This is a genomic window from Candidatus Kryptonium sp. (genome assembly GCA_025060635.1).
In the GTDB taxonomy this organism is placed as follows: Bacteria; Bacteroidota; Ignavibacteria; order Kryptoniales; family Kryptoniaceae; genus Kryptonium.
Genome location: JANXBN010000010.1, coordinates 1 through 21948 on the forward strand (window position 1 = coordinate 1; position 21948 = coordinate 21948).

A 21948-nucleotide genomic window follows, 5' to 3' on the forward strand; every position below is an offset into this window, starting at 1 on the left:
TATCAACAACTAAACTTATACTCCTGGCACCTAATACCATAATCCCAAAATATCCATTACCTCGCTTGCCTATAATCCAACCTAATGTGTCCATCTCAAAATAGTCAAGCTGTTTAGGTATAAATATGTTTATATGACGATACTGCTCAACAAATGTCATACCAGTAAAATCATACAACGCTATCAACGTACCCTCATACTGAAAAATACGTTCATATGGTGAAGAAGATGACCATTTGTTAGGATTTCTATAAATTTTATGAGCCCTGTCCACGAGTTCGGGTAAAATTTTTATCTCTTCAGGGAAGAACATACCGAGTTCAATTTCTGAAAAATATGGATGAACCGAAAAAACCGTATTATAATCCCCAAAATCAGAAAATGTTATATCCCAACTATGCTGCTGTATCGGCTGAAGTATACCACCCTGTAAACTACCCATGCAATAATCCCTCGTCATATATGTGTATTTGTAAACAGCAGGATTCCTCTCCTTGCCAAATCTTATTATGTTCCTAACTCTTTTCCTCTCCCTATGCTCATATGAAACCGCACGATCTGTAGCTATATAATAAATTATATCAGGAAGATAAAAACTGCTTAAAGCGCAAAATATAACACTATTTGACTCTTTTAAATATGGCTTAAAATCAATTTGACCAAAATAAAGATATCCAAGTGTTCTTGCTTGAGCATATCGTGGATTTATTACGAACTCCGAATAATCCCTGCTATGCCCGCCACAATAGCAACCCACAAGATACTCAACTGCATAATCTGCAAGAATATATTCAATCATCATCTGTGCCTTTCTTTTCATAAGAGTATCTTCCGCAAAGTCGTAAAGTAAGCAAAGAGGTGGAATATAGGTTATTATGTATGTTGGTGAATCAAATTCAATTTGACCAAAGGATACAGTTTGATTTATCCAGTAGTTAATATACTCTTCAGATTCGTGAAAAAGTTCACTTGATGTTTTTAAGTTTGACCAAGTTTCACCTTGCCATTCTTGTGATATTAGATACCATGCGATATAATACATCAGCCAATGATTTTCGGTGTCGCCACGATAGATTGTTTTTGTTTTAAATGTATTTTTGATTTTATCACGATATTCATTGCTTAAATTATCCTTGCAATGTAAATAAAGACCCATTAGTTGATAGGCAAAGAACATATTATCGACCTCTGGATTTTGAATTAACAAATCAAGCCATTTGAGAGATCTTTCAAAATCTTTTCTAAACTTTAGTTTAACTGTTAAGACGAAAAAATCGGGTTTTTTATGTAAAAGGTTAAATGAATCGGAATAGAATGAAATTATGGTATTTTTTCTATATTGGAATTCATATAAATAGTTTTGCTCTATTGAGTTAAAGTTGGAGTTTTCCGCTTTTGCTTTGAGCAGAAATATCAAGATTACAATAGCAATCATAAGACGATCGTCTTTTTATTTATGTATGATTGGATCATCGCTTCAATTACTTTTAGATTTTTTAAACCAGTTTCAGCGTCAACTTCTGGTCTTTTTCTCTCAATTACACAGTAAGCAAATTCACATAATTCTTCAACAAAACTTTCAATTGTTTCATCAAACACGTAAGTAATACAGTTACTGTTTAATTCTTGAATTTGAATTTTATTTAAGTAGCATTTTATTATCGCTTCTGTTCCATGAATTGTTATTTCATAGGTATCAGGCACAACATATGAAGACGATAAAGCTCCAATTATTCCATTTGAGAATTTTAAAATAGCAACACTAGAATCTTCAACATTTAGATATGCGCTCCTTGCAAGACATGAAATTTCAACGATATCACCAAATAAATACGACAAGGTATCAACAAAGTGAATTCCAAGTTGGGTCATTGGTAAAAGAGGACATTTGCCTTTATCTCTCTTCCACTCTGGAAACTCACCAAGCCCCGTCGCCATCGATATATTAGCTTCAAAGAACGCGATTCTCCCAACAAGATTTTTCTCAATAATTTCCTTTGCCTTCCTAAAAACTTTTCTTTTCCGCGTGTTATGTCCCACTTGAACAACTAAACCTTTCTCCTTAGAAATTCTCAAAATTTCTTCAGCTTCAGTGACACTTACTGTTATTGGTTTTTCAACAAAGACATCTTTATCTTTAAGAAGTGCTTTCTTCGCTTGTTCAAAATGAAGGAAGTTAGGTGTTATAATTACGACTGCATCAATATCTGTATATGTTAAGAGTTCATCATAGTTTAAAAAACCTTTGCAGTTAAATTCCTCACTTACTTCTTGAACGAGTTTTTCATTGACATCGTAGCAAGCTACGACAGTTATTTGAGAGCATAATTTAATTGCGTTTCTTATCGTTTTTCCATGACCTCCGAGTCCGACTAAAGCTATTTTTACCTTTTTGCTTTTCATGTTTGTTGTGTTAACTCTGAGATTGAATTTAGAATTATTTTTAATCTTTTGATATTTTCAATTGTTGATTCAATAAGTGGGATGCGATGAGTTTCAAGAGTTATATTTATTTGTTCAGCGATATTATCTTGGATTATTGCTTTCATTTGTCCAAACCAGTTAACAGCCCCATCACCAATCAAAGTGCATCTGAACTCTGGAAAGTTAACAGCATCTTTAACATGCAGATTTACGATAAAATTCTTTATCGCTTCATATCCATTAGGATAAGCAAATTCGCCAGCCCCAACAGCATTTGCTGGATCCCAGTTTGCACCAAGGTTCTTGATTCCAACAAGTTTTATAACTTCAGCTGTATTCTTACCAGTATCACAATAAAAACCAGGTTCATTTTCAATAGCAAGCGTAAAATTTTCTGATTGAGCATATATAGAGACAGTTTTTAGAATTTCAATTATATTTTCAAGCGGTGTCGTGTCTTTGACAAATCCAAAAATGATTACTTTATTGACATTTAGTTTACGGGCAAGTTTAAATGTATCTGGTAGTACATTCTCAATTTCAAATTTTACTCTTTCGTTCTCTGATGGTTTTATTTTAAAAATCCCTGGGGAAAGCGCAGTTATACTGATCTTACCACTTTCAAGATTATCTAAAACAAATTTTAAATCGCTATCATTAATATAAGGCACTCTTTTTTCATAGCTGCTTATACATCTAAGTTCATAATTTCTAATACCAAGCCTCAAACCAACTTCAATTGCCTCTTTTATGTTTAAGGAGATTTCATCTGAAACAATTCCTATCTCCATGATTTTCCTGTTTTATTTTGTTTTCAAATTTATAGCATCATTGCAGATCTTTTCCACATATAGTCAGGGTCTATATATGGCTCGTCGTTTATATATTCTTTCATTAGTTCAATTTTATTTTTCAAAAGATCGCCGAAATTTTCACCATGGATAAGTGGTGTTTCCCCCATATCTGTTATCGCCATGAATTCAACTCCATTATTATTTTCCCACAGATCAATGAGTTCTTCTGTATTTTTAATTTCGCTTTCCATAAGTTCTCTTACCATATTTTTATACTTTTGTTTGTCATTTTCAGAATTAGATTCAAGATAACCATGGACTCCAGCGATCCAAGCGGATATATTTCTAATAGTTTTGAACCAACATTTCAAAACCTTCAACCTGACAAATTGATCCCAAAATGCTTTTTTTGATTTTGAATTATCAGGAAGATTTTTAATTTCATCACTAAGCATATTTATTGCTTCTTCAAGGGGTGGAAATAGGAATTTATCCATTCTTTCGGTAGCGATTTCACATCTTTTTCTATCTGTCAATTCAAATAAAACATCTCTCATGAGGTCAACATTATTTGGGTTTTGAGGCGTTGAACACATAAATTCCTCATAATATCTTCTTTTGACTTCTGGTATTGTTTCAATATTTGGAACAAGAGGTCTAACCCATAACCTTAGCCATGTAAAACCAAAGGTAGAATAAAGATGTACAGGAATTGGATAAGCAAGTATCGCCTTTTCAGCTAGTTTCCATGAATTAACAAGTGAACTCCATTTTTCGCCTGCCCAAACTTTTGCAATTCTTTCAATCTCTTTATCTATATCCATATCGGGTTTATATTGAAAAATTCTTATTATTTCTTGGTTGATATTATAGGGTGCAAGATCAGGTGGATTAATTCCTCCAGTATGAGCAATATAATCTATACCAGAGTCTTTCATAGCTTTCAACTTTTGATAAGTAAGCCAAGGATATGGAATACCAATTAACGGATCCAAAAATGTATAAGGTCCGCAAGTAAAATAAAAGTGAGCATTTGAATTTCTTGATCTAAGATCAGCAAGTAATTCTTTTTCCTTTGGATCAATGTAATTTTGATACGGCGTTCCGCCAACTTCTTTGATTTCTGGATATTGGGGATGTGAATATGGTACATGCCAACCAATTCCTAAAAGTGAGTTTGTTTCAACCTCAATTTTGTTTTCTAATCCTTTCCAAATCGTATCATGCTCACCGTAAAAGGACTCAAGTCGCGTTATAACTCTGAAATTTGGATTAATCTCAGAAGCTGCGTCTCTCAAAGTTTTAAAAAATCTAAGGATATTTTGCCCTGCTACTTTTGCTATTTCCTCATCGCTTTTCCATTCACGAATTAAATAAGCTCCTCCATTTCTTCCAACATATAAAGATTTTGTATGCTCAAACCCGGAACCACTATCATTAGTCCAAATAGAAAGAAATTCAAGTTCAGGAACTTCTTTAAGTAATTTCCTTAGCATTTCAGCGTAATGTTCAAGAACTTTGGGGTGTGCTATAGTAAGGTTAAATCTTGGTTTGAAACTTCTGAATGGATGATCAACGCGTGCCCCTCTTAACATAGGGTATCTTGCAAAAAGCTCTTCAGGCACAGATCTTGGCTCAAAGCAAAGAAGCCCTGGCGAAAGCCCATATTTGAGAGCTAATTTCGCGCTTTTTCTCAAGTAAGCAAGATTAATGCTAAGATAATAAAATGGATAAATTCCCCGGTTTAACTCACTATATACAAATTGGTCAAGTGCTGGTAAATATGTGTAAAACATCGGATAAACCTCACCTCTTGGCCCCGTTTCAATTCCCATCGGAAAACCTAATCCATTCACCTCAACATGCGTGAATCCAAATTTCGCAAGTGCTTGAATATAACTTTCCCTTTTTAAATTTCGCTGAATTCTTCCCTGTTGTGTCAAAAAGAAATCATTTACACTCCTTATCCATTTAAAGGTAACTGGAATAAAATTACCATTTATCCATTCATCTATATCATCATTAATCTTGTCCTCAATCAAATAAATAAAAAATGAATAAAGAAAGTATCGTTTTGATGAATAGAGTAATCCAGAGCCAAATTGATCAATTTTGAAAAAAGTATAATTATCATCGTATTTAACTTTTGCAGATTCCCTTCCATCGTAATCAATTTCATCCGCAACCGAAATATAAAGTGTCCCTTTTTCATGTATCAATTCATCCGCTTTATCCATCTCAACAATTTCAACAGGATTACCTAAATAGTTTGAGAGATGAAATGCCACAGTTCTAACTACCGGGGCACAGTTTTTAAGGAATTTGATGGTTTTGATATTATTTAATGCGTCAGCTAATTTCATCTTAAGTTATCATTTTGTTTTGGTTTTATTTTTAATTCCATACAGAAGCATAAAAAGACCAAATATAATGTAAATGGAAGCAACAGTTATGAAGATATAAATATCCCTTTCGCTGTTTGATACGATAGAAAGTAATGGAACTAAAATGCCTATTACTATTAAAATAATCCCTATAAAACTGAATGTTGTAACATCTTTCGCAGTAGTTCCGTATACCTCTTCTTCAACATTTACAGGTGTTTCAATCTTTTTGAAAAAGTCTTCAACCATTTTTCTGTCTTGCTCTGTTTCTCTAACAAATTTATTAAAGAAGATAAGACTGAAGCCAAGGGCAAACGATAAAATAATGACACTTAAATACCTTATCATAGATTCTTCTTTCAGGTTAAGAGATAATATAAGGGATAGAATGACAGAGGTTGAGATTGATATTAGTAATAATGTCTTTTTATTTTTTAGGTAGAGGTCTCGTATTTTATCGCTTAATAATAGTATCCCAAATGTAGCGATAGCAGATATATACACTTGCGGTCCAACTGACCATCCAGCGATGAATCTTGAGATAATACCTATCATCAGTCCCCAGATAATTGCAAGCGATGCACCCCATCTTGGTATTGACTTAAAAATTAAACCGAAAGCGAGTGGGATATTTACAGGTATATTGAAAAGTGTAAAGAATGTAACCATTATATTGAAAATTCCAAACTCACTATGAATATAAATCAAGGCTTCTGCAATAACTATTAAAGCAAGAACAAGCGTTGTGAACCTTCCAAATCTAAACTGTTTTAACTCATCTGCATTCGGATTAAATAGAGGGACATATATATCTCTGGTTATAATTGAGCCAACAAAATTATATACACTTGACAGAGTGCTCATTGTAGCTGAAAGCATTGCAGACATCAAAAGCCCAATGAGTCCAGCTGGCAAGATTTGAAGTGCTACCCCAAGATAAACTAGATCATTCGGTTGAAAAAACTTTTTGAATAAATCAACTTGCATTAAATCAGGCCAAATTACCCTTGCTACAAGCGGTGGAACTGCAAAAAGAAATGGTTGAGCAAAAGATAAAACAGATGCAAGAATTCCCACTTTTAAAGCTGACCTTTCATCAACAACACTATAAAATCTCTGCGATGCACCTGCTGCTATTCCAATAGTTCCAATGAGATAAATTGCTATTAAAAAATTTAAATCATAAAAAACATTATTGTAAACATGTTCAAAAGTAAGTGGCGGTGCATTTTCAAAAAGGCCATTCAATCCACCAACAAATTTCAAACTGAGAGGAGCAATTACAAGAGTCATGCTTATTAAAATTATAAACTGAACGAAATCCGTTACAAGAACACCCCATAAACCTCCAAGAAATGTATAAAATAAAATTATAATCCCCGTTGCAATTATAAGAATATCTATATTTATCCCAATCAGAGGAGCGAGAAATTTACAAGTTGCAGAAAGTTGAGCTCCAGCCGAAAGAATATAATTTGCAGATATAACCCAACCGAGAAGCTGTTGAGTTTGAATGTTATATCTTGTTTGAGTATACTCAATTGGAGAAACAACTCTTGATCTTCTCCATCTCTTTGCTGTAAGTAAAGATGCAAGAAAATATGTCACAATTCCACTGCTTATGTAAATTACACCATACCATGATGAATGGTAGATAAAACCAGCAGCTGCCGTAAAAGTCCACGCACTGAAATTTGTCATATAAAGAGAAACCCCACTTATCCACCAAGGAACTTTGTTACCTGCTGCGAAATAATTTTTTACGCCTTTGCTAAATTTAGAATAATATATTCCTATGAAAAGCATTATAACGAAGTAAATCACTAAGACAATATAATCAACATCTTTTGCGAATTTCATTGTTTTAAACCCTATTTTGATTCTGAAAAGTTTACTTGCTGAACCGTTTGTCTTTCTTCAAAAATATTATTGCTTTACCTGAATCTCTTACTGCTATTGAGAAAGTTGCATAATTACTTTTTTCAATTTTTATATTCTTAAAATCAATTTCCCTACCGTTGAAAATAACTTTACTTGCCTTTGCGTCCTCTGGAAGTAAAACATTTGTATTAATAGTTGAATGTTTATCTTCTCCAGTTGCGATCTCAAGCGTTATTTTCTCACCATCAAATTTAAAATCATAGTAAATTCCCTTTCCTGAAGCTTTATAAAATGCGCTAACCACAGCATTATCAACTTCAGCCGAGAGCCATCTTGGGGAAAGTTTAACCTTTTGGAATAGTTTGAATTTATCTTCAATACCAGCTAGCCCATCCATTAGAGCATAAAACATAGCGCTCGAGCCCCATATATCGGTTGATGACTCCATCGGGCTTGTCATTTTTTCTTGGCTTAGTGGCGTTCCATCTGGGAAATACCATAAATATGTTTTTCTTATTTTTAGTGCAAGATTATAATATCTTTTTAGTATATCAACTCCGTATTTTTCAAAACCATGATCAAAAGCAGCTTTAGCAAGTTCACCTCCGACAAGCGGCATAATACCACCATTGCAGTATGCACCGCGGATAATTCTTTCATCACCAAAGATCCCATCTGGGAACGGGGGATCAATTGAAAACCATTCAGCAAATGCTTCTGTTCTTTTTCTTCTTTCTAGATACTCCTTAATAATTGAAACCGCCATTTTATGTGTTGCTACACCTCGATTTATGTCCATTGGATTGCTCAAGCTAAGTTGTTGAGATTCATCAACCCCATCTATAACTACAGGAGTTATTTTAACGAAATGAGTATAAAACCTGCCGTTCCAGCAAATTTTATTCATTCTTCGCTTCAGAGCAATTGCTCTCTTTTTCCATTCCTCTGATTTTTTTCTATTTTTAAAAAGTTCATAAAATGATGTCATTATCATGAAAGCTTCGTAGTATCCACTGTTATCTCCGTGCATTATTCCCCAAAAGGTGTTTTCATCAATTTGGAATTGAAGCCAATTGTGCTTTCCAGCAGTATATGCAAAATCCCAAGTATCAATTGTATAAGCGCGTTTGACAAGTTTTAATTTCTTATCCCACCTCCACGGATTAGTGAGTATATAGTTAAGAGCTTTCTCCATTTTTGGTAACAACTGCCTTACCCATTCATCATCACCAGTAGCTTGCCAGACAAGATAAATTGCTTTGATAAATCTGAACTCAACATCAGCTTCAACGGGAACACGAACATATTTCACCCAATTTTCTTTTTCACAAGGTAATTTTTCTGGGAAAACTGTGAAATAATCAAAAATTCTACCATTGTCCGCTTGCGTTTCTGCAAAGTGCTCAACCATGTTTTTTATTTCTGCCTCGAAATACCTTGAAGCTCTTAAGTGGTCTGCTATAGTTCTGATCCAAAAAGATGGTGCATCTGGATCAATAAAAGCCCTTATCTTTTTTGCATCAATATAAACATCAACAGTGTTCACATCAAAAAAATACTTTACACTTGGAATGAATTCGTCAAATTCAGCTTTTCCAGTTTTAATGTAAGTTTCTTTAATCATTTTTCTAATGATTTGGTTTTTATTTCTTCAAAAATTAAATCTTTAAATTCAGATTCAATAACAGATGTAAAAGCATAAAGCACCATTCCAAGGCACCAAGCGTGGGAAAGTGTGAGTATTGTTCCAGCTGGCCTAAGCCAATCAACATAATAAAACTGCTCCGTCATCATACCTTTGAAAGAATTAAAATCACCATCAAACCTTGCTATGAATTGAAGTGAAAAACATATATTGTCTATCGTCCTATCAAGGTAATATCTATCCTGCGTAAACTTATAAAGTTTTAACATCTCTGGAACACAGATTAAACCGTAGTTATGAAGATGTTGATTAACTGGCGAAGCAATATCTCCACCTATTGTTTTGAACTTGTATAGATTTAAAATAGTATTTTCTGGGAATTCAAGATTATATGAGAACCTAAAGGTCATCATTAAATCAGCACTTTTACAAGCAAGTTTAAGCCAAGTTTCATCACCTGTTAATTCATAAAGCAAAGTATAGGAAATAACAGCATTGTAAGTATCTTCAGATGTAGGGATCATAAAAGCATCTTCTGGTGCCCCATAGATAAACTCGTCATTTATAAACTTAGCATAATAGTATCCAGCCCTAATTGCTGAATTTTTAAATTTTTCTTCGTTAAAGATTCTATAAGCTTCAACTAGTGCTGATATCCATAGCAGACCAGCGCATCCATCATATATTCTCACTTCTCCAGTTTTTGAGTCATAATATGAACCAAAGTTACCATCGTTTTTTTGAATGCTTATGGCGAAATTCAAATTTTGGAATATACATCTTCGCCAATTTTCATGATCAAATCCTCTTTTTATCTCAAGATCGTACGCTCTACATAGAAATAGTATAGCTTCACTTAAAGTTCTTGCCTGCGTTAAACCTGGTTCAGGATTCCATCCATCTGTCCAACCATCTTCAAGCGTCCATTGAGAATACAAAATTCCAGCTGGCGCAATTCCTTCGTTTACAATTTTTTCAATCACATTTCTACCTGCCTCAATATAAGATTGATTTTCACATATATATCCATATTTCATCAAAGCAAAAGCATATGGGATTCCGCTAACCCAAGAAACATGCATATGCCGTCTTATATCTTCTCCATTCACATTTAAACTCAAAATGTTGTCAAATCCTCTTGTTTCAAAAATTACATTATTTTCTCCATCAAAATGCCACTTGTAAAGTCCATAAGCAGATAATTTAGTTCCTTCTTCAAAAGTAAACCATGGACGAGGTAAGTTAAATCTTCTCATCTTATAATAAAACCATCTTACAATTTTATCATAATTATGAAGATCATGATCGTCAATGAAAATATTAAACCAAAATTCGACAACTTTATCTTCGCCAAGATTCAAAATTTTACAATCTGGCTGAAAATTCTTAAACATAGAATATGAAAGTGGTTCTTCGGTGTAAGGAAATAAAAAACCTATTTTAGTTTTACTTCCATCGTAATAAAAAAATAATCCCGATTCCCCGTGAGAAAATGTTTCGGAGGTTAAGAACGAAAACATGCAATCATTAATCCAGCAAAATATCCCTGGAATTGCTGCTCTTCTTGAACAAAAAGACCAACTGTTAGAAATGAAGTTTTGAAGATCCGATTTGATGCTAAATTTGGGAAATTTTTTATATGTAAACTTAGCATTATTATCTTTGTAAAAAATCCCAGGAACGAGCCATCTTGGATTTTCCAAGGTTTCAATTTCAAAAATTATTCTAAATCGCCCTTCCAAAGTATGAGATGATATGTTTTTAATGTTATATCTAAACTTCATAAATTCAACGTTTACAATTTTATCTTTTTGTAAACTGACCTCAGCTTTAAAATTCTGTGATGTTCCATTGAGCAAGATTGTATCATTAAACTCTTCAAAATCTGAAATTTTTATTGCTTCTATTTCACCATTTTTAAAATAAAATTCTGCAAGCCCTTGAATTTTTAATATCACTTTATCACTTTTAGCTATTTCTACCTCGCCAAGCTTTCGGAATTCATCAGCAATAGCTATGTTCAGATTCATAATCGTATTTGTTAAATTTCAATTTTAAAAGTTAATATCTTAAATGGAGGAACACCGATCAAAAAAGCTTCTTCATTTTCAGGTTCAAGTTTTTTTACTTTGATCTCGGATAATTTTGCAAGTGATAATTCTTTATAGTCAAAGTTTAACTTCAATTTTGCGATTGACTCATTATTGGTAGGATTATATAATCTTAAAATTATTCCCCTCCCATCTTCAGATGTCTTAAGCGCACTTAAAACTATGTTATCTCCATCAATGTTAAGCATAGAGAATTTTGATAAATTTTGAATTAAATTTTTTCTCTTAACTGTAAAATTTGGGCTGTGATATATTTCCGCTTGAGTGTTAACACTTTTAAAATCGTTTGATCTATAAAGGAAAATGCTATATTCAAATTCGTAAATTCCTAAACATTGTGCATCTGGAGTTTCATTTTTCCATCCAGCATCTCCCCCTGGTCTTGTTTTAAGATTTGATTCTGAAAGCTGGCCTACGCCTCTCAATAAAGTGATTGCAATTTGACCTGGTTTATCAAGAGAAAGTTCATACTCATGCAGTCCCCGAGTAAAAATCGCAATCCCTTTATTCTCATCTTGAATACAAACGAATCTTTGAAGAACTTCGAGATTGAGTGGCTTTTCATATGGATATTCATCCCAGTTATACTTTCTATGTACTCTTTTGACTATACAGAACTGAGAATCCGCATAACTTATATTTGTATTCAAGCCAGTGATAAACAAAACTCTGATCCTATGATTTTTTGCTTTGTTGTTTACCTTCGTTTTAATATCAACTCTTCTGGAATTATGCTCAAGGTAAATGTTTGAAACAATTTCCATTTCTACCTTTTCAGAGCTTCTTCCATAAGAGAATGTTTGTTCTGGAATTAACACAAGATAGCGAACTTGAATCCCAGCTCTTAAAGGACCGCTTTCAACGATCGCAATTTCTGGTTTAAAGTCAGTTGAGTAGTAAACTTCATCGTTGTCAGGGAAACAGTAATTGTATTCATCTCCAACATCGCCTGATTCTTCAAAGATGTTTAGATTTTCAAATTCTATTAGATTTATTTTGTCGGTGATTTTGAGACTTCCATTTTCGCTTATATCAACCCTTAAAAATTCATTCTCAATAAAATATGTATTTTCAATGAAGCCAACTTTTAAATTAGTTTCATATTTTGGGAAAGAATTCGTTTTAACTATGTTAAATTTTTCCCAGCCAAGTGATGGTAAATTTTCTACATCAAGTAATATATCAAAGCTATCAACAAGTATTTGGTGAGGATATTCATGGTAACCCCAAACTATAGAATATTTTTCCGCACGATTTAAAATTTGATATTTGATTTCGCCACCATTGCTATTTATAATTTTAAATCCCGATACGACTTGAGATTTGGTTGTTGGTTTAACATCCGGATTTAATCCAACAATAACATCTTGTAGATGGAATTCAACTTCACACTTAGCAAGTTTACTAACCCCAAAAGGTAAGAAGTTAAAAACAAATATATGCGTATCATCTCCATAAAATCTACTATCGTATGTAAACAAATCGTTTGAAATTTGAAAGGAAAGAGATTTGAAAATCTCGTCAATCTTTAGGTATCTTACAATAGCTTCTTTATATACCCTATCAACCGCAGTTCCATTTATTGTGTCATGATCCTGATTTTGCAGACAATAAAGCCAAGCAAGATTTATTAATTCAGTTCTGTTTTTATTTTTAAGCAAAAATGCTATTGCATTAAGTGGTTCAAGAATTTTTTCAAGTTTTATTTGGGCATTATAGTTCTCTTGTTTAATATAAATTCTTGAAGATGCTGTTCCACCAATCACTGCGAAAGCGTGTTTTAGTCCAAATCTAGTTTCTCCAACCCATTCTGGTAATTTTTGATTTTTTATTTCAGATTTAACACAATTTATATAATTTTCAAGCGTTGAGTGAATGAATTCATAATTCGGATAAGTTGATTTTAAAATTTTGAGCGCTTTTGTGATTTGGTAATCTGGCCAGTGATGATCACCACCGTTTAAAATTAAGCGATGCGATGTTTGAGCTCTTTTATCAATTTCTTCTTTTAAGCGCTCAAATCTTTTCAGGATCATCTCTTCACTATCAATCGCAAAATATCCAAAACTATAGCCATCTTTTGGTAGATGTATCATTAAAACTTGACTTCCATCAGGAGCTCGCCAAACATATTCAGAAAATTCCTGACCTGGCTCCCCTCCAAAACCACGATAAATAACAGCTGTGTCTATATCAAATCCATTTAAAATTTGAGGCATTTGAGATATATGACCAAACTGATCGGGGATATATCCAATTTTCATCGGCTCGCCAAAGATTTTCGCCATTTTAAATCCAATAGTCAGATTTCTTACATGCGACTCACCGCTTGGCAAAAACTGATCAATTTGAATATACCAAGGTCCAATTGATAATCTGCCAGAATTAACTAGATTCCTTATTTTTTCAAAATTTTGTGGTTTCACTTCAAGATAATCCATAACCATTTGCATTTGACCATCGGTCATAAAGTGTTTAAAATCAGGATCCTTTTCAAATAATTCAAAGAGAGCATCCCAAAAATCAACAAGCATTACTCTGTATTCTTCAAAAGATAGAACCCATTCTCTATCCCAATGTGATTGTGAAACAAAGTGATAGGTTATTTCATTTTTCATCTAAGTTTTTATCCTTTGATTTCATCACGAATAATTTTAGCACCTTCAACCATTGCTTTAAGTTTTGCGAAGGCTCTATTTCTAGGCATAAACTTCATACCGCAATCAGGTGAAAGCCATACTTTCTCAGGTTCAAGTATATCCAAAACATGTCGTATTCTTGAGGCAACTACTTCTGGTGTTTCAATATTTGGATCTTTAACATCAATGACCCCAACCACAATTTCTTTATCTCTTGTACCATATTTTTTAAACAAATCAAGAGGTTCAGCATTATTAACGGCAAATTCAAGACTTAGCTGATCAGCGTCTACATCAAGCAACGCTGGAAAAAGATCAGAATATTGCCCCTTGAAAAGTCGTTTCAGTTGATAATTTCCATAGCAGATATGAATACAGAATTTCGCATTGATTCCCTCTACCATTTTATTAAAGATTTTAATTAACTTGGGTAGATCCTCTGGATATCCAACCCATACTGGTTCATCTATTTGAATAAGTTTACAACCAGCGTTCACAACCTCAATTATTTCCTCTCTTAAAATATCAGCTAAGTCTTGTATCAGTTCAAATTCATCTTTATAAAATTCATTCGTTGCCCTTTTTGCAAGCATTTGAGGTCCAGTTATAGTTACCTTTGTTTCTTTGTTTGTATATTGAGTTAAAAATATCCAATGTTTTGCTAATCCTATACTACCAATTCTCTTAACCTTATCAAAGATTATTGGGTCGGGCATTTGAATTGATGGATCAAGATTTCCGATAGGTTTCATCTTGCCGTTTGTTTTGAACCCATAAATTCTTTTTGTAAAGAAGTAGACCATAGTTTCTCTTCTCAATTCACCATCTGTTATGACATCAACACCAGCGAGTTCTTGATCTTTTATACATGATTTAACTGCGTTATCATGAGCTTCCTCTATCTCCTCATCTGTTAATTTCCCCTGATTATATAATTCTCTTGCAAGCTCAAGCCATCTTGGTAATGAATAGCTTCCAACCACGGTGGTTGGCAAAATTGGTAGATTCATAATAATAAAAATTTTATTTGGGTGAGATAAACAAAGTTGGGCGGGCTTAGCTTTTTAGAGGGATTCTAAAGCCTTCATATATTTTTGCCCGCCCTATTGATTAAATTATTTTAAGCTAAATCCAACGGTAATCCTATGCACATTATCAAGGAGTTTCATTTGTGTGAATGCGTAATCAAAGGTTACACCATAGTTTCCTATTTCAAGCCTTGCACCAACACCGGCAGAAAATCCTTCTATCGTCGTTTCAATTGGGCTTCGCCAAGAAGTACCTTTATCTTTTGTGCCAGAATAGTTGAATTTATATCCAGCTCTTATAAAGAATATCTTCCAAGCATCAAACTCCAACCCTGTGAAGAAAAGCTGCGGTAAATCTTGTGGCTGAACGAAATCTATTAATAATTTTCCTGTAAAAGTTCCTTGATATGTATAATGAAAAGAAGTTCCAATTGAAAAAGATAGAGGAATTGGAGATGAGATATCATAATATTTTATATCAGAACCAAGGTTTGAAAGTCGCGCTCCAAGATCCCAGAAATCTGCAACCTTATAATTTGCACCAAGATCAATAGCGAATGCGTTGGCGCTTAAGTCATCAATTCTCTCATGTAGATATTTAAAATTAGCACCAAGCGAAAGAACATCTGTTAATTTTCTTGCATATGAAATTACAACCGCAATGTTCCTGAAATCGTAAGTTGAAGAGGTTTGTTGATCAATTTGTAAATATGCTAAATCTGGTGGAAGAAGGTCTCTGTCCGCTGATATATCGCTTAAACCAAAACTTATAATTCCAAGTCCTATTGTTCCGATGTTATTGAAATTATAAGTGACCGCACCTGCTATATGAGTTATATCCGCTATCCAGCGATTATATGTAAATGCAAATGCAGTTCTATTTTCTTCAAGGATGATACCTGCCGGATTCCAAAACATCATATTCGGATCACCCTTAAGAGTTGTCGCAGCCGAACCTATAGCAACTTGTTTTGCTCCGACACCGACTTTCAAAAACGCGAGAGAATTTATTCCTGATTTCCTTACCTGCGAAATTGAGAATGAACTCAGAATTATAAGAAGTGTTAGTAAGAATGTTAATTTCCTCATTTTTAAACTCCTTTTTTATTTTTTACCTTAAAACTGCGAAATATCCAACTTGTTTTCCACCCTCATATTCAACAACATAAATATAGAGTCCATTTGCAATCTCAATTCCATCCTTGGAAAACATATCCCAAATATAAGTTCCATCGTTTGGATTTGGCGCAGTGAAGTTAATCTTATCTATTATTTGCCCAGACACATCAAGTATTGTAATAGTGCATTTTTGAGGTAAGTTATAGAATAATAGCTTATGTTGTGTTCCTATATCGTGAAAAGCTCCTTTCTTGTAAGGATTAGGTCTTACTCCGACTTTTTTAGCACCAGAAGCAAGTTCTTCTGGAGTTGTTGTTCTTGATTTGACAACAATCGTCGCGCCAATTCTCTTTTGTCCTTCTGGATCAGATGGATAGAATGAATTTTGCGTAGACCAGGGATATGTTCCCTCCCATAATCCACTTGCCCCATTGACATTTACTCTGCCTGACTCAAGAACATTTGTAGTTCTGCCGTTTATTGTCAGTGGTGAAGGCAAATTCTTATATGCTGCTACATAGTACCAGTATGAAAATCCAAGCAAAACATCAAGCGCGTCATCTTTGAAAGCATAATCATATCCTCCCGAAGGTCTTGCATATTGAGAGAGCTGAGCTTTAGGTATAATTTTTCTTACTTTATATGGTCCCCAATATCCTGCTTGCATTGGTCTCAGAGATCCAAATGCATCAAACTTTGGATTAATAGGATCTTTATATTGCTCTCTTATCTCTCCTTCTTCCATTTGTTCAGTATATCTTTGTAGCACTCTGAAACCAATATCAACCGAGCTAAAAGTTGGGAAAGCACTTGCTCTGTAAATTTTATAACCACCGAAGTTAGGATCATTTTCATCGGGTGATTTCTTCCATCTAACTAAAATTTTGTTATCATCCGTGATCTCAACCTTTATATCTGGAGCGCCTGGTCCTGCGGGAACTCTGAAGTTATTTTCATACGCCCATCGCACTGCCTGCAATGATCTTAACAATCCAGATAATCTGAATCCAGCATATTCAGCAAATATCACTGTAATTGCCTCTCCGACTTCAAGTGAAAAAGGACCGCAACCGATAAACGCATCACCATCAAAGTTGTGCTGAGCTGAATATCCTCTTGTCCAACCACTCTCCCAAACATTTTCAAAAACATTCGTAGATTTTCTATCACCAGCTGGTCTTCCTCTTTGTCCTGCTGGTTTAGGTACAAATGAAAGTGGATTCCCAGCGGTTCCAGATTGGAAATAATTTGGATCGGGACTGAGATCTAAAAGTGTTGCGCTATTTGATCTACCACCATCCTTATACCAAGTACCCATAAGGATTGTGTGAATCAATCTTGCGTCATTGCGATTATCAAGACCTCCACGACCTGTTCCAGCAGAAAGATACCAGCCACGCTCTGGACCAACACCAACAGGATGACTATCAAAAATTGTTCTCTTATCCGGTGAAGTTACTTCTCCAATTGAGTCTGCTTTAACAGCTAAAACTGTCCTTCCAAACCAAACATCAGTATACCAACGAAGTGGATATGCATTAAGACCCATATCTCTTTTACCTGTTGGAACTGAGCTTGAGTCAGGATAGGAAACATAATTAGCAGGATTAACACCAGCGTAGCTTACAACCGTTGCCCATGGACTTCCCGTTTCATCCGGGTCGGCAATATAACCGCTATTTCTTCCGGATCCAAATCTGTTAGCTATTCTTCTTCCTGTTACGCCGATTTCTGCGCTATGCATTACTTCAGAGAACCATCCAACAACGAGAGCGTTTATTCTGTTGTTTCTTCTTTCAGGGGTGCCATCAGCATTTACATCAAGGAGCCCAAGATTTTTGAATGTTAAGCCAACAACTATAAAATCATTAAAATTATTCCAATTTTGAGTAAATTGAACAATTCTAACTGTTACCCAAACACCAAGATTTGTAGGAAATCCAGATTCGTAATACAAAGCATATCTATAACTTCCAGCAGGATCAGGTAATAAGTTAGGACCGATCCAGATTGGTCCAATAAAGTAGGGTCCTCTTCCAAATAATTCATCAAGTCTATTTGTATAAATCATAAAAGCATAATTTTCACTTGAACTTCTTATTCTTCCAGGATTAATCCCAGGGCTATATTCAACGGCAATTATATCTTGAGCCCAGAAATAACTTATTGGGTAGCCACCTGGCCATTGAGCTGTTGGAGTTGACCATTGCCTGTCTATATTACCAATTCTAATGAGGTTCCAATTTTGAGCCGGGTCATTAGCTCTTTCGCTGTAAAATACTCCTTGTCCTTTCGGTAGGAATGAATCCCACAGATCACCTGCAATCATAACTGCTGATCCAGGGAAGACATCATTCGGTACCGCAGGGCTTGATCCTTTAAATAATTCCACATCTTGAACTTTAAGTTGAGATAAAACTGCCGTTGTTGTTATTGAAATTAATAGTATTGAAATTAAAAACCTTCTCATTTTTGCCTCCTTGTTTTATTTGCTTTAAAAGTTTATACTAATTCCGAAATAAACTTCTCTTGCGATGTCAAATGCACTCGTGCCATCTCTGAAAACTGTTAATCCAAGTGGTCCAGTTGCTATTTTCTTTTGTTCCCAGAGAAGTTGTCCTTCATCTGTTGTTCTATCGTAGCCGATAATGTTTTCTCTATCAAAGAGATTTTTAACTTCAAGATATGGAGAGATTCGTATTCTGCCTATTGAATATCCAGCTTCAAACTTGAGATCGGTTCTTATGTTCCATGGTCCTTCACCGAGTTTCCTTGATCTGGGATCAGCAAGAATAAGCGGATAGAGGAAACCACTTGCAGCGGTTGTGAATGTACTGAGGCGAAAATCAAGCGGTATGCCTCTAAAAGGCGCAGGAAAGTCAAGGAATAGCGAAAGATTTATTCTATGTGGTCTATCATAACCAGTAAAGCTTGAAGATAAATTTGAGACAACATTCATTTCATAGCCAGCAAAATACTTTGCATTTTGAAATGGAAGCTTACCACCATACCTTGCACTATCACCACCAAGTGTGGAGAAAGCAGTGATATTTTGTCCTCTTAAAGCGTCTCCAGATATAACAAGATTTTTGATGTAGCTATAAGCATAGGTTAATTTTCCAGAAAGCTTGAAAAGATTAGCGACCGGAAGGGCCCTGCTGTTCAGAGTTAGTTCTATTCCGCGCGAGTCAGCATATCCTCCATTAAATCGGATAAAATAGGTTATACCGACCCCTGGTCTTGGTGTAACGCCATATGATAGGGTAACATAGTTCTCTATTGTTTTGTAATAGGCACTTATGTCAATACCAAAATAGTTTGATATAACATACTGAAGTCCCATCTCGTAAATTGTTGATTTAAGAGGGTCTTGATCAACTAAATATATAATAGGTAAAGTTCCATGCATTTCAGAGTACGCATCGGCATAGAGTGAAGAGAACGGAGGTACTTGCATTGATCTTGAAAACGAATAATACATTGATGCCTTATCTGAAATGGGATGAGAAATCCCAAGTCGTGGTCCTATCAACCACTTTGTTTTAACTGGTGTATTTCTTTTGAGTATATATCTACTGACTGTTAAAAATTCGTTTGTTCCACCGAGTTGTATCCTTTCAGTTTTGAGTGTATACGGAGCGAAGTAATTGTCCACTTCACTTGCTCCCGCATTAAAAGCATCAGCTCTAACACCGACATTTACAATTATACCAGAATATTCAATTTTATCTTGTAGATAAAAACCCAACTCTCTTGGTGTTACGAAATAATCCTCAATATCAAAACGCCCGACAACAGTGTATCTCCTAAGTTGAGAGAATTTATAAAACTTAAGATCAAAACCTGCACTTATGAGATGATTATTTGTTATCTGGCTTTTTATATCCCATTTGATATTTAATTTTGATAGTCTTTGATATTCATAATAAGCACCTGGTCTTGCAAGTGGATATGGACCTGCTGACGGGAATGACGCTTCGGATTCAGATTCATTTCTCGGGGTAGTTGTAAAGAATTTGCTTCTATCTGTTTTACTTATATATTTAGTTATTTCCTCTGGTGTAGCAAATTTTATAAATTCCCCTTTATCTTCATTAAGTTCAATTTTCCCATCGCCATTGCTATCAACAAAGCCTGCTTCTGTTGGGCTCGTGAGGAATGAAACTTGCAGCTCGTAGAAAGTTCTTGAAGAGAGAGCATGCGTTAGTTTACCGCTTATAGCGAAACTTCCCTTGGCATATTTTGGAACACCTTCAAGGAAAAATTTATAGTTTTCATTAAATACCCTATTTTTCCACCCGAAGTAAAAACCTTGATCGTTAACAAATCCAATGGCCGTAAGTTTTATTGATGGAATTAAATTAAATGTTAATTTTCCTGTTATATTTAATTGTCTATTAAATTCATTTGGAAATCTGCCGTATGTTTCATAGAATTTGATATCTGTGAAAAACCCAGCAAGATCTTTGAATAATCCCCCACCAAGTGAAGTTTCAAATTCCACAGTTGGTTTATTTCCATACCAATACTTATTTGGTGTCCAAGTGTAAAGAGCAGCCTTGGCACGGCTTGCAGCGTCTCCTCTTGCTTCAAGTGCCCTCTTTTCACCAAAGTATTTGTCAGCTGCGGTTGAGCCATCTGGTAAAATTCCAAAATACAAATGAGGTCCCTTGTGAGGAAGTTTTGAAGCATATCTCAAATATACTTTCCCAGAGATCCTTCCCCTTCCTTCCTTAAGCGTTATGCTCACGACTCCGCCAGTTGCTTGAGAAATCTCAGCGCTTGATGCACCTGAGTTGACATTTATTTCTTCAATTGCACCAACACCAATATCAGTTAAGTTTACATTCTCCCTAAATGTAAGGCTTAGCCCATGATATGTTGTATATAAATTTCCCCCGAAGTTTCCAGCGTAAGCCTCATAATACTTATCACTTATATCAATTCCCTCCAATATATATTTTGTTTCATATCTTCTCCCACCTCTTATATATCCGGCGAAGTTGCTCGGTGATATTCTAAGCGCCTCTTGGAAACTTGCTATAGGAAGAGATGATATATCATCTGAAGTTATTGTTGCTCTTGAGCTTGTTTGAGATATATCAATTAATGGTTTATCTGCTTGCACAACCACTTCAGGAAGTCCAATAACTTCCTCTTTTAGAGCAATATCAAGGAATGTCGTTTTATCAGCATTTACGATAACATTTCGCACGGTCGTCCTAACATAACCAACAGCTGAGACGACGACATCGTATTTACCTGGTGGGATATTTAAAATTATATAATTACCTCTTATATCAGTAGCTGCACCAAGTCGTGTTCCTTCAATGATGACATTTGCTCCTGGGATTGGCTCGTTTGTTGCTTCGTTATAAACTTTACCAGAAATTTTCCCCGTTTGCGAAAAGAGAAGGGAAGTTATAAAAACAAATAGAGGCAAAAGAATTAAAACTTTTCGCTTCATGTCACACCTCTTGTTGTTTTGTAAATTAAACGAGAATTCACATAAAAAATAAAAAATAAATCTATTTTTGTCAAGTATTTTTTTACAAATACAACATTTTTTTATATATGAAACAAACAAATTATTCTTTGGCACAAGATTTGACTAATCCCCAAACTCAACTTCCCTAATTCTGTATCTTTGAACAAATGGACCAAAATTTGAAGTTTCATCAGGGATCCATTTTATAGCATCAAATGGACAAGCTTCAAAGCATAGCCCACATCCTGTGCAATTATCCCGATTTATCACAGCAATTTGATTGATCATCTTTATAGCGTCAAAAAAACAAATTTTAGGACATCTCTCACATCCTGTGCATTTTTCAACAATTACTTCCGCAACAGGTGCAAATTTATCGTGGAAATCAGGTGGAAAAGGTTTTAAACCAGTGTATTTCATAAAGCCATTGTTATT

At 34.6% G+C, this 21948-nt stretch carries 13 protein-coding genes; all 13 read right to left on the reverse strand.

The genetic code is table 11. From position 1 onward, the window contains the following. Positions 1-1435 (reverse strand): hypothetical protein (locus NZ923_10305; protein MCS7230403.1); only part of this gene is annotated, 1435 nt, incomplete at its 3' end. Beyond that, positions 1432-2403: a Gfo/Idh/MocA family oxidoreductase gene (locus tag NZ923_10310; protein MCS7230404.1), complete on the reverse strand. Its 972-nt coding sequence runs from the start codon at positions 2401-2403 to the stop codon at positions 1432-1434. The genes NZ923_10305 and NZ923_10310, both read right to left, overlap by 4 nt. Beyond that, positions 2400-3215 (reverse strand): sugar phosphate isomerase/epimerase, encoded by an 816-nt coding sequence (locus tag NZ923_10315; GenBank protein ID MCS7230405.1) that lies wholly within the window; start codon positions 3213-3215, stop codon positions 2400-2402. Before NZ923_10315 ends, NZ923_10310 begins: the two co-directional genes overlap by 4 nt. Before the next feature lie 29 nt (positions 3216-3244). Further along, positions 3245-5506, reverse strand: a complete 2262-nt coding sequence (locus NZ923_10320) for a hypothetical protein (protein ID MCS7230406.1) — start codon at positions 5504-5506, stop codon at positions 3245-3247. 84 nt (positions 5507-5590) lie between these two features. Beyond that, entirely contained in the window at positions 5591-7462 is a 1872-nt protein-coding gene (locus NZ923_10325; protein MCS7230407.1) for a hypothetical protein, read from the reverse strand. A 31-nt stretch (positions 7463-7493) separates the two neighbouring features. Further along, positions 7494-9107, reverse strand: a complete 1614-nt coding sequence (locus NZ923_10330; GenBank protein MCS7230408.1) for a hypothetical protein — start codon at positions 9105-9107, stop codon at positions 7494-7496. Further along, positions 9104-11158, reverse strand: a complete 2055-nt coding sequence (locus tag NZ923_10335) for a hypothetical protein (protein MCS7230409.1) — start codon at positions 11156-11158, stop codon at positions 9104-9106. Before NZ923_10335 ends, NZ923_10330 begins: the two co-directional genes overlap by 4 nt. Before the next feature lie 11 nt (positions 11159-11169). Beyond that, positions 11170-13857 (reverse strand): glycosyl hydrolase-related protein, encoded by a 2688-nt coding sequence (locus tag NZ923_10340; protein ID MCS7230410.1) that lies wholly within the window; start codon positions 13855-13857, stop codon positions 11170-11172. Between the two features lie 8 nt (positions 13858-13865). Further along, the gene (locus tag NZ923_10345) at positions 13866-14888 is read right to left on the reverse strand and encodes a methionine synthase (GenBank protein ID MCS7230411.1); all 1023 of its coding nucleotides are present in this window, start codon (positions 14886-14888) and stop codon (positions 13866-13868) included. A gap of 105 nt (positions 14889-14993) precedes the next feature. Then, the gene (locus tag NZ923_10350; GenBank protein MCS7230412.1) at positions 14994-15995 is read right to left on the reverse strand and encodes a PorV/PorQ family protein; all 1002 of its coding nucleotides are present in this window, start codon (positions 15993-15995) and stop codon (positions 14994-14996) included. Between the two features lie 22 nt (positions 15996-16017). Beyond that, positions 16018-18495: a hypothetical protein gene (locus NZ923_10355; GenBank protein MCS7230413.1), complete on the reverse strand. Its 2478-nt coding sequence runs from the start codon at positions 18493-18495 to the stop codon at positions 16018-16020. A gap of 24 nt (positions 18496-18519) precedes the next feature. Continuing rightward, positions 18520-21492, reverse strand: coding sequence for a TonB-dependent receptor (locus tag NZ923_10360; protein MCS7230414.1), 2973 nt, complete (start codon positions 21490-21492; stop codon positions 18520-18522). Positions 21493-21636: 144 nt separating this feature from the next. After that, complete coding sequence (locus NZ923_10365) at positions 21637-21933, reverse strand: 4Fe-4S binding protein (GenBank protein ID MCS7230415.1); 297 nt, start codon at positions 21931-21933, stop codon at positions 21637-21639. Positions 21934-21948 lie beyond the last annotated feature (15 nt).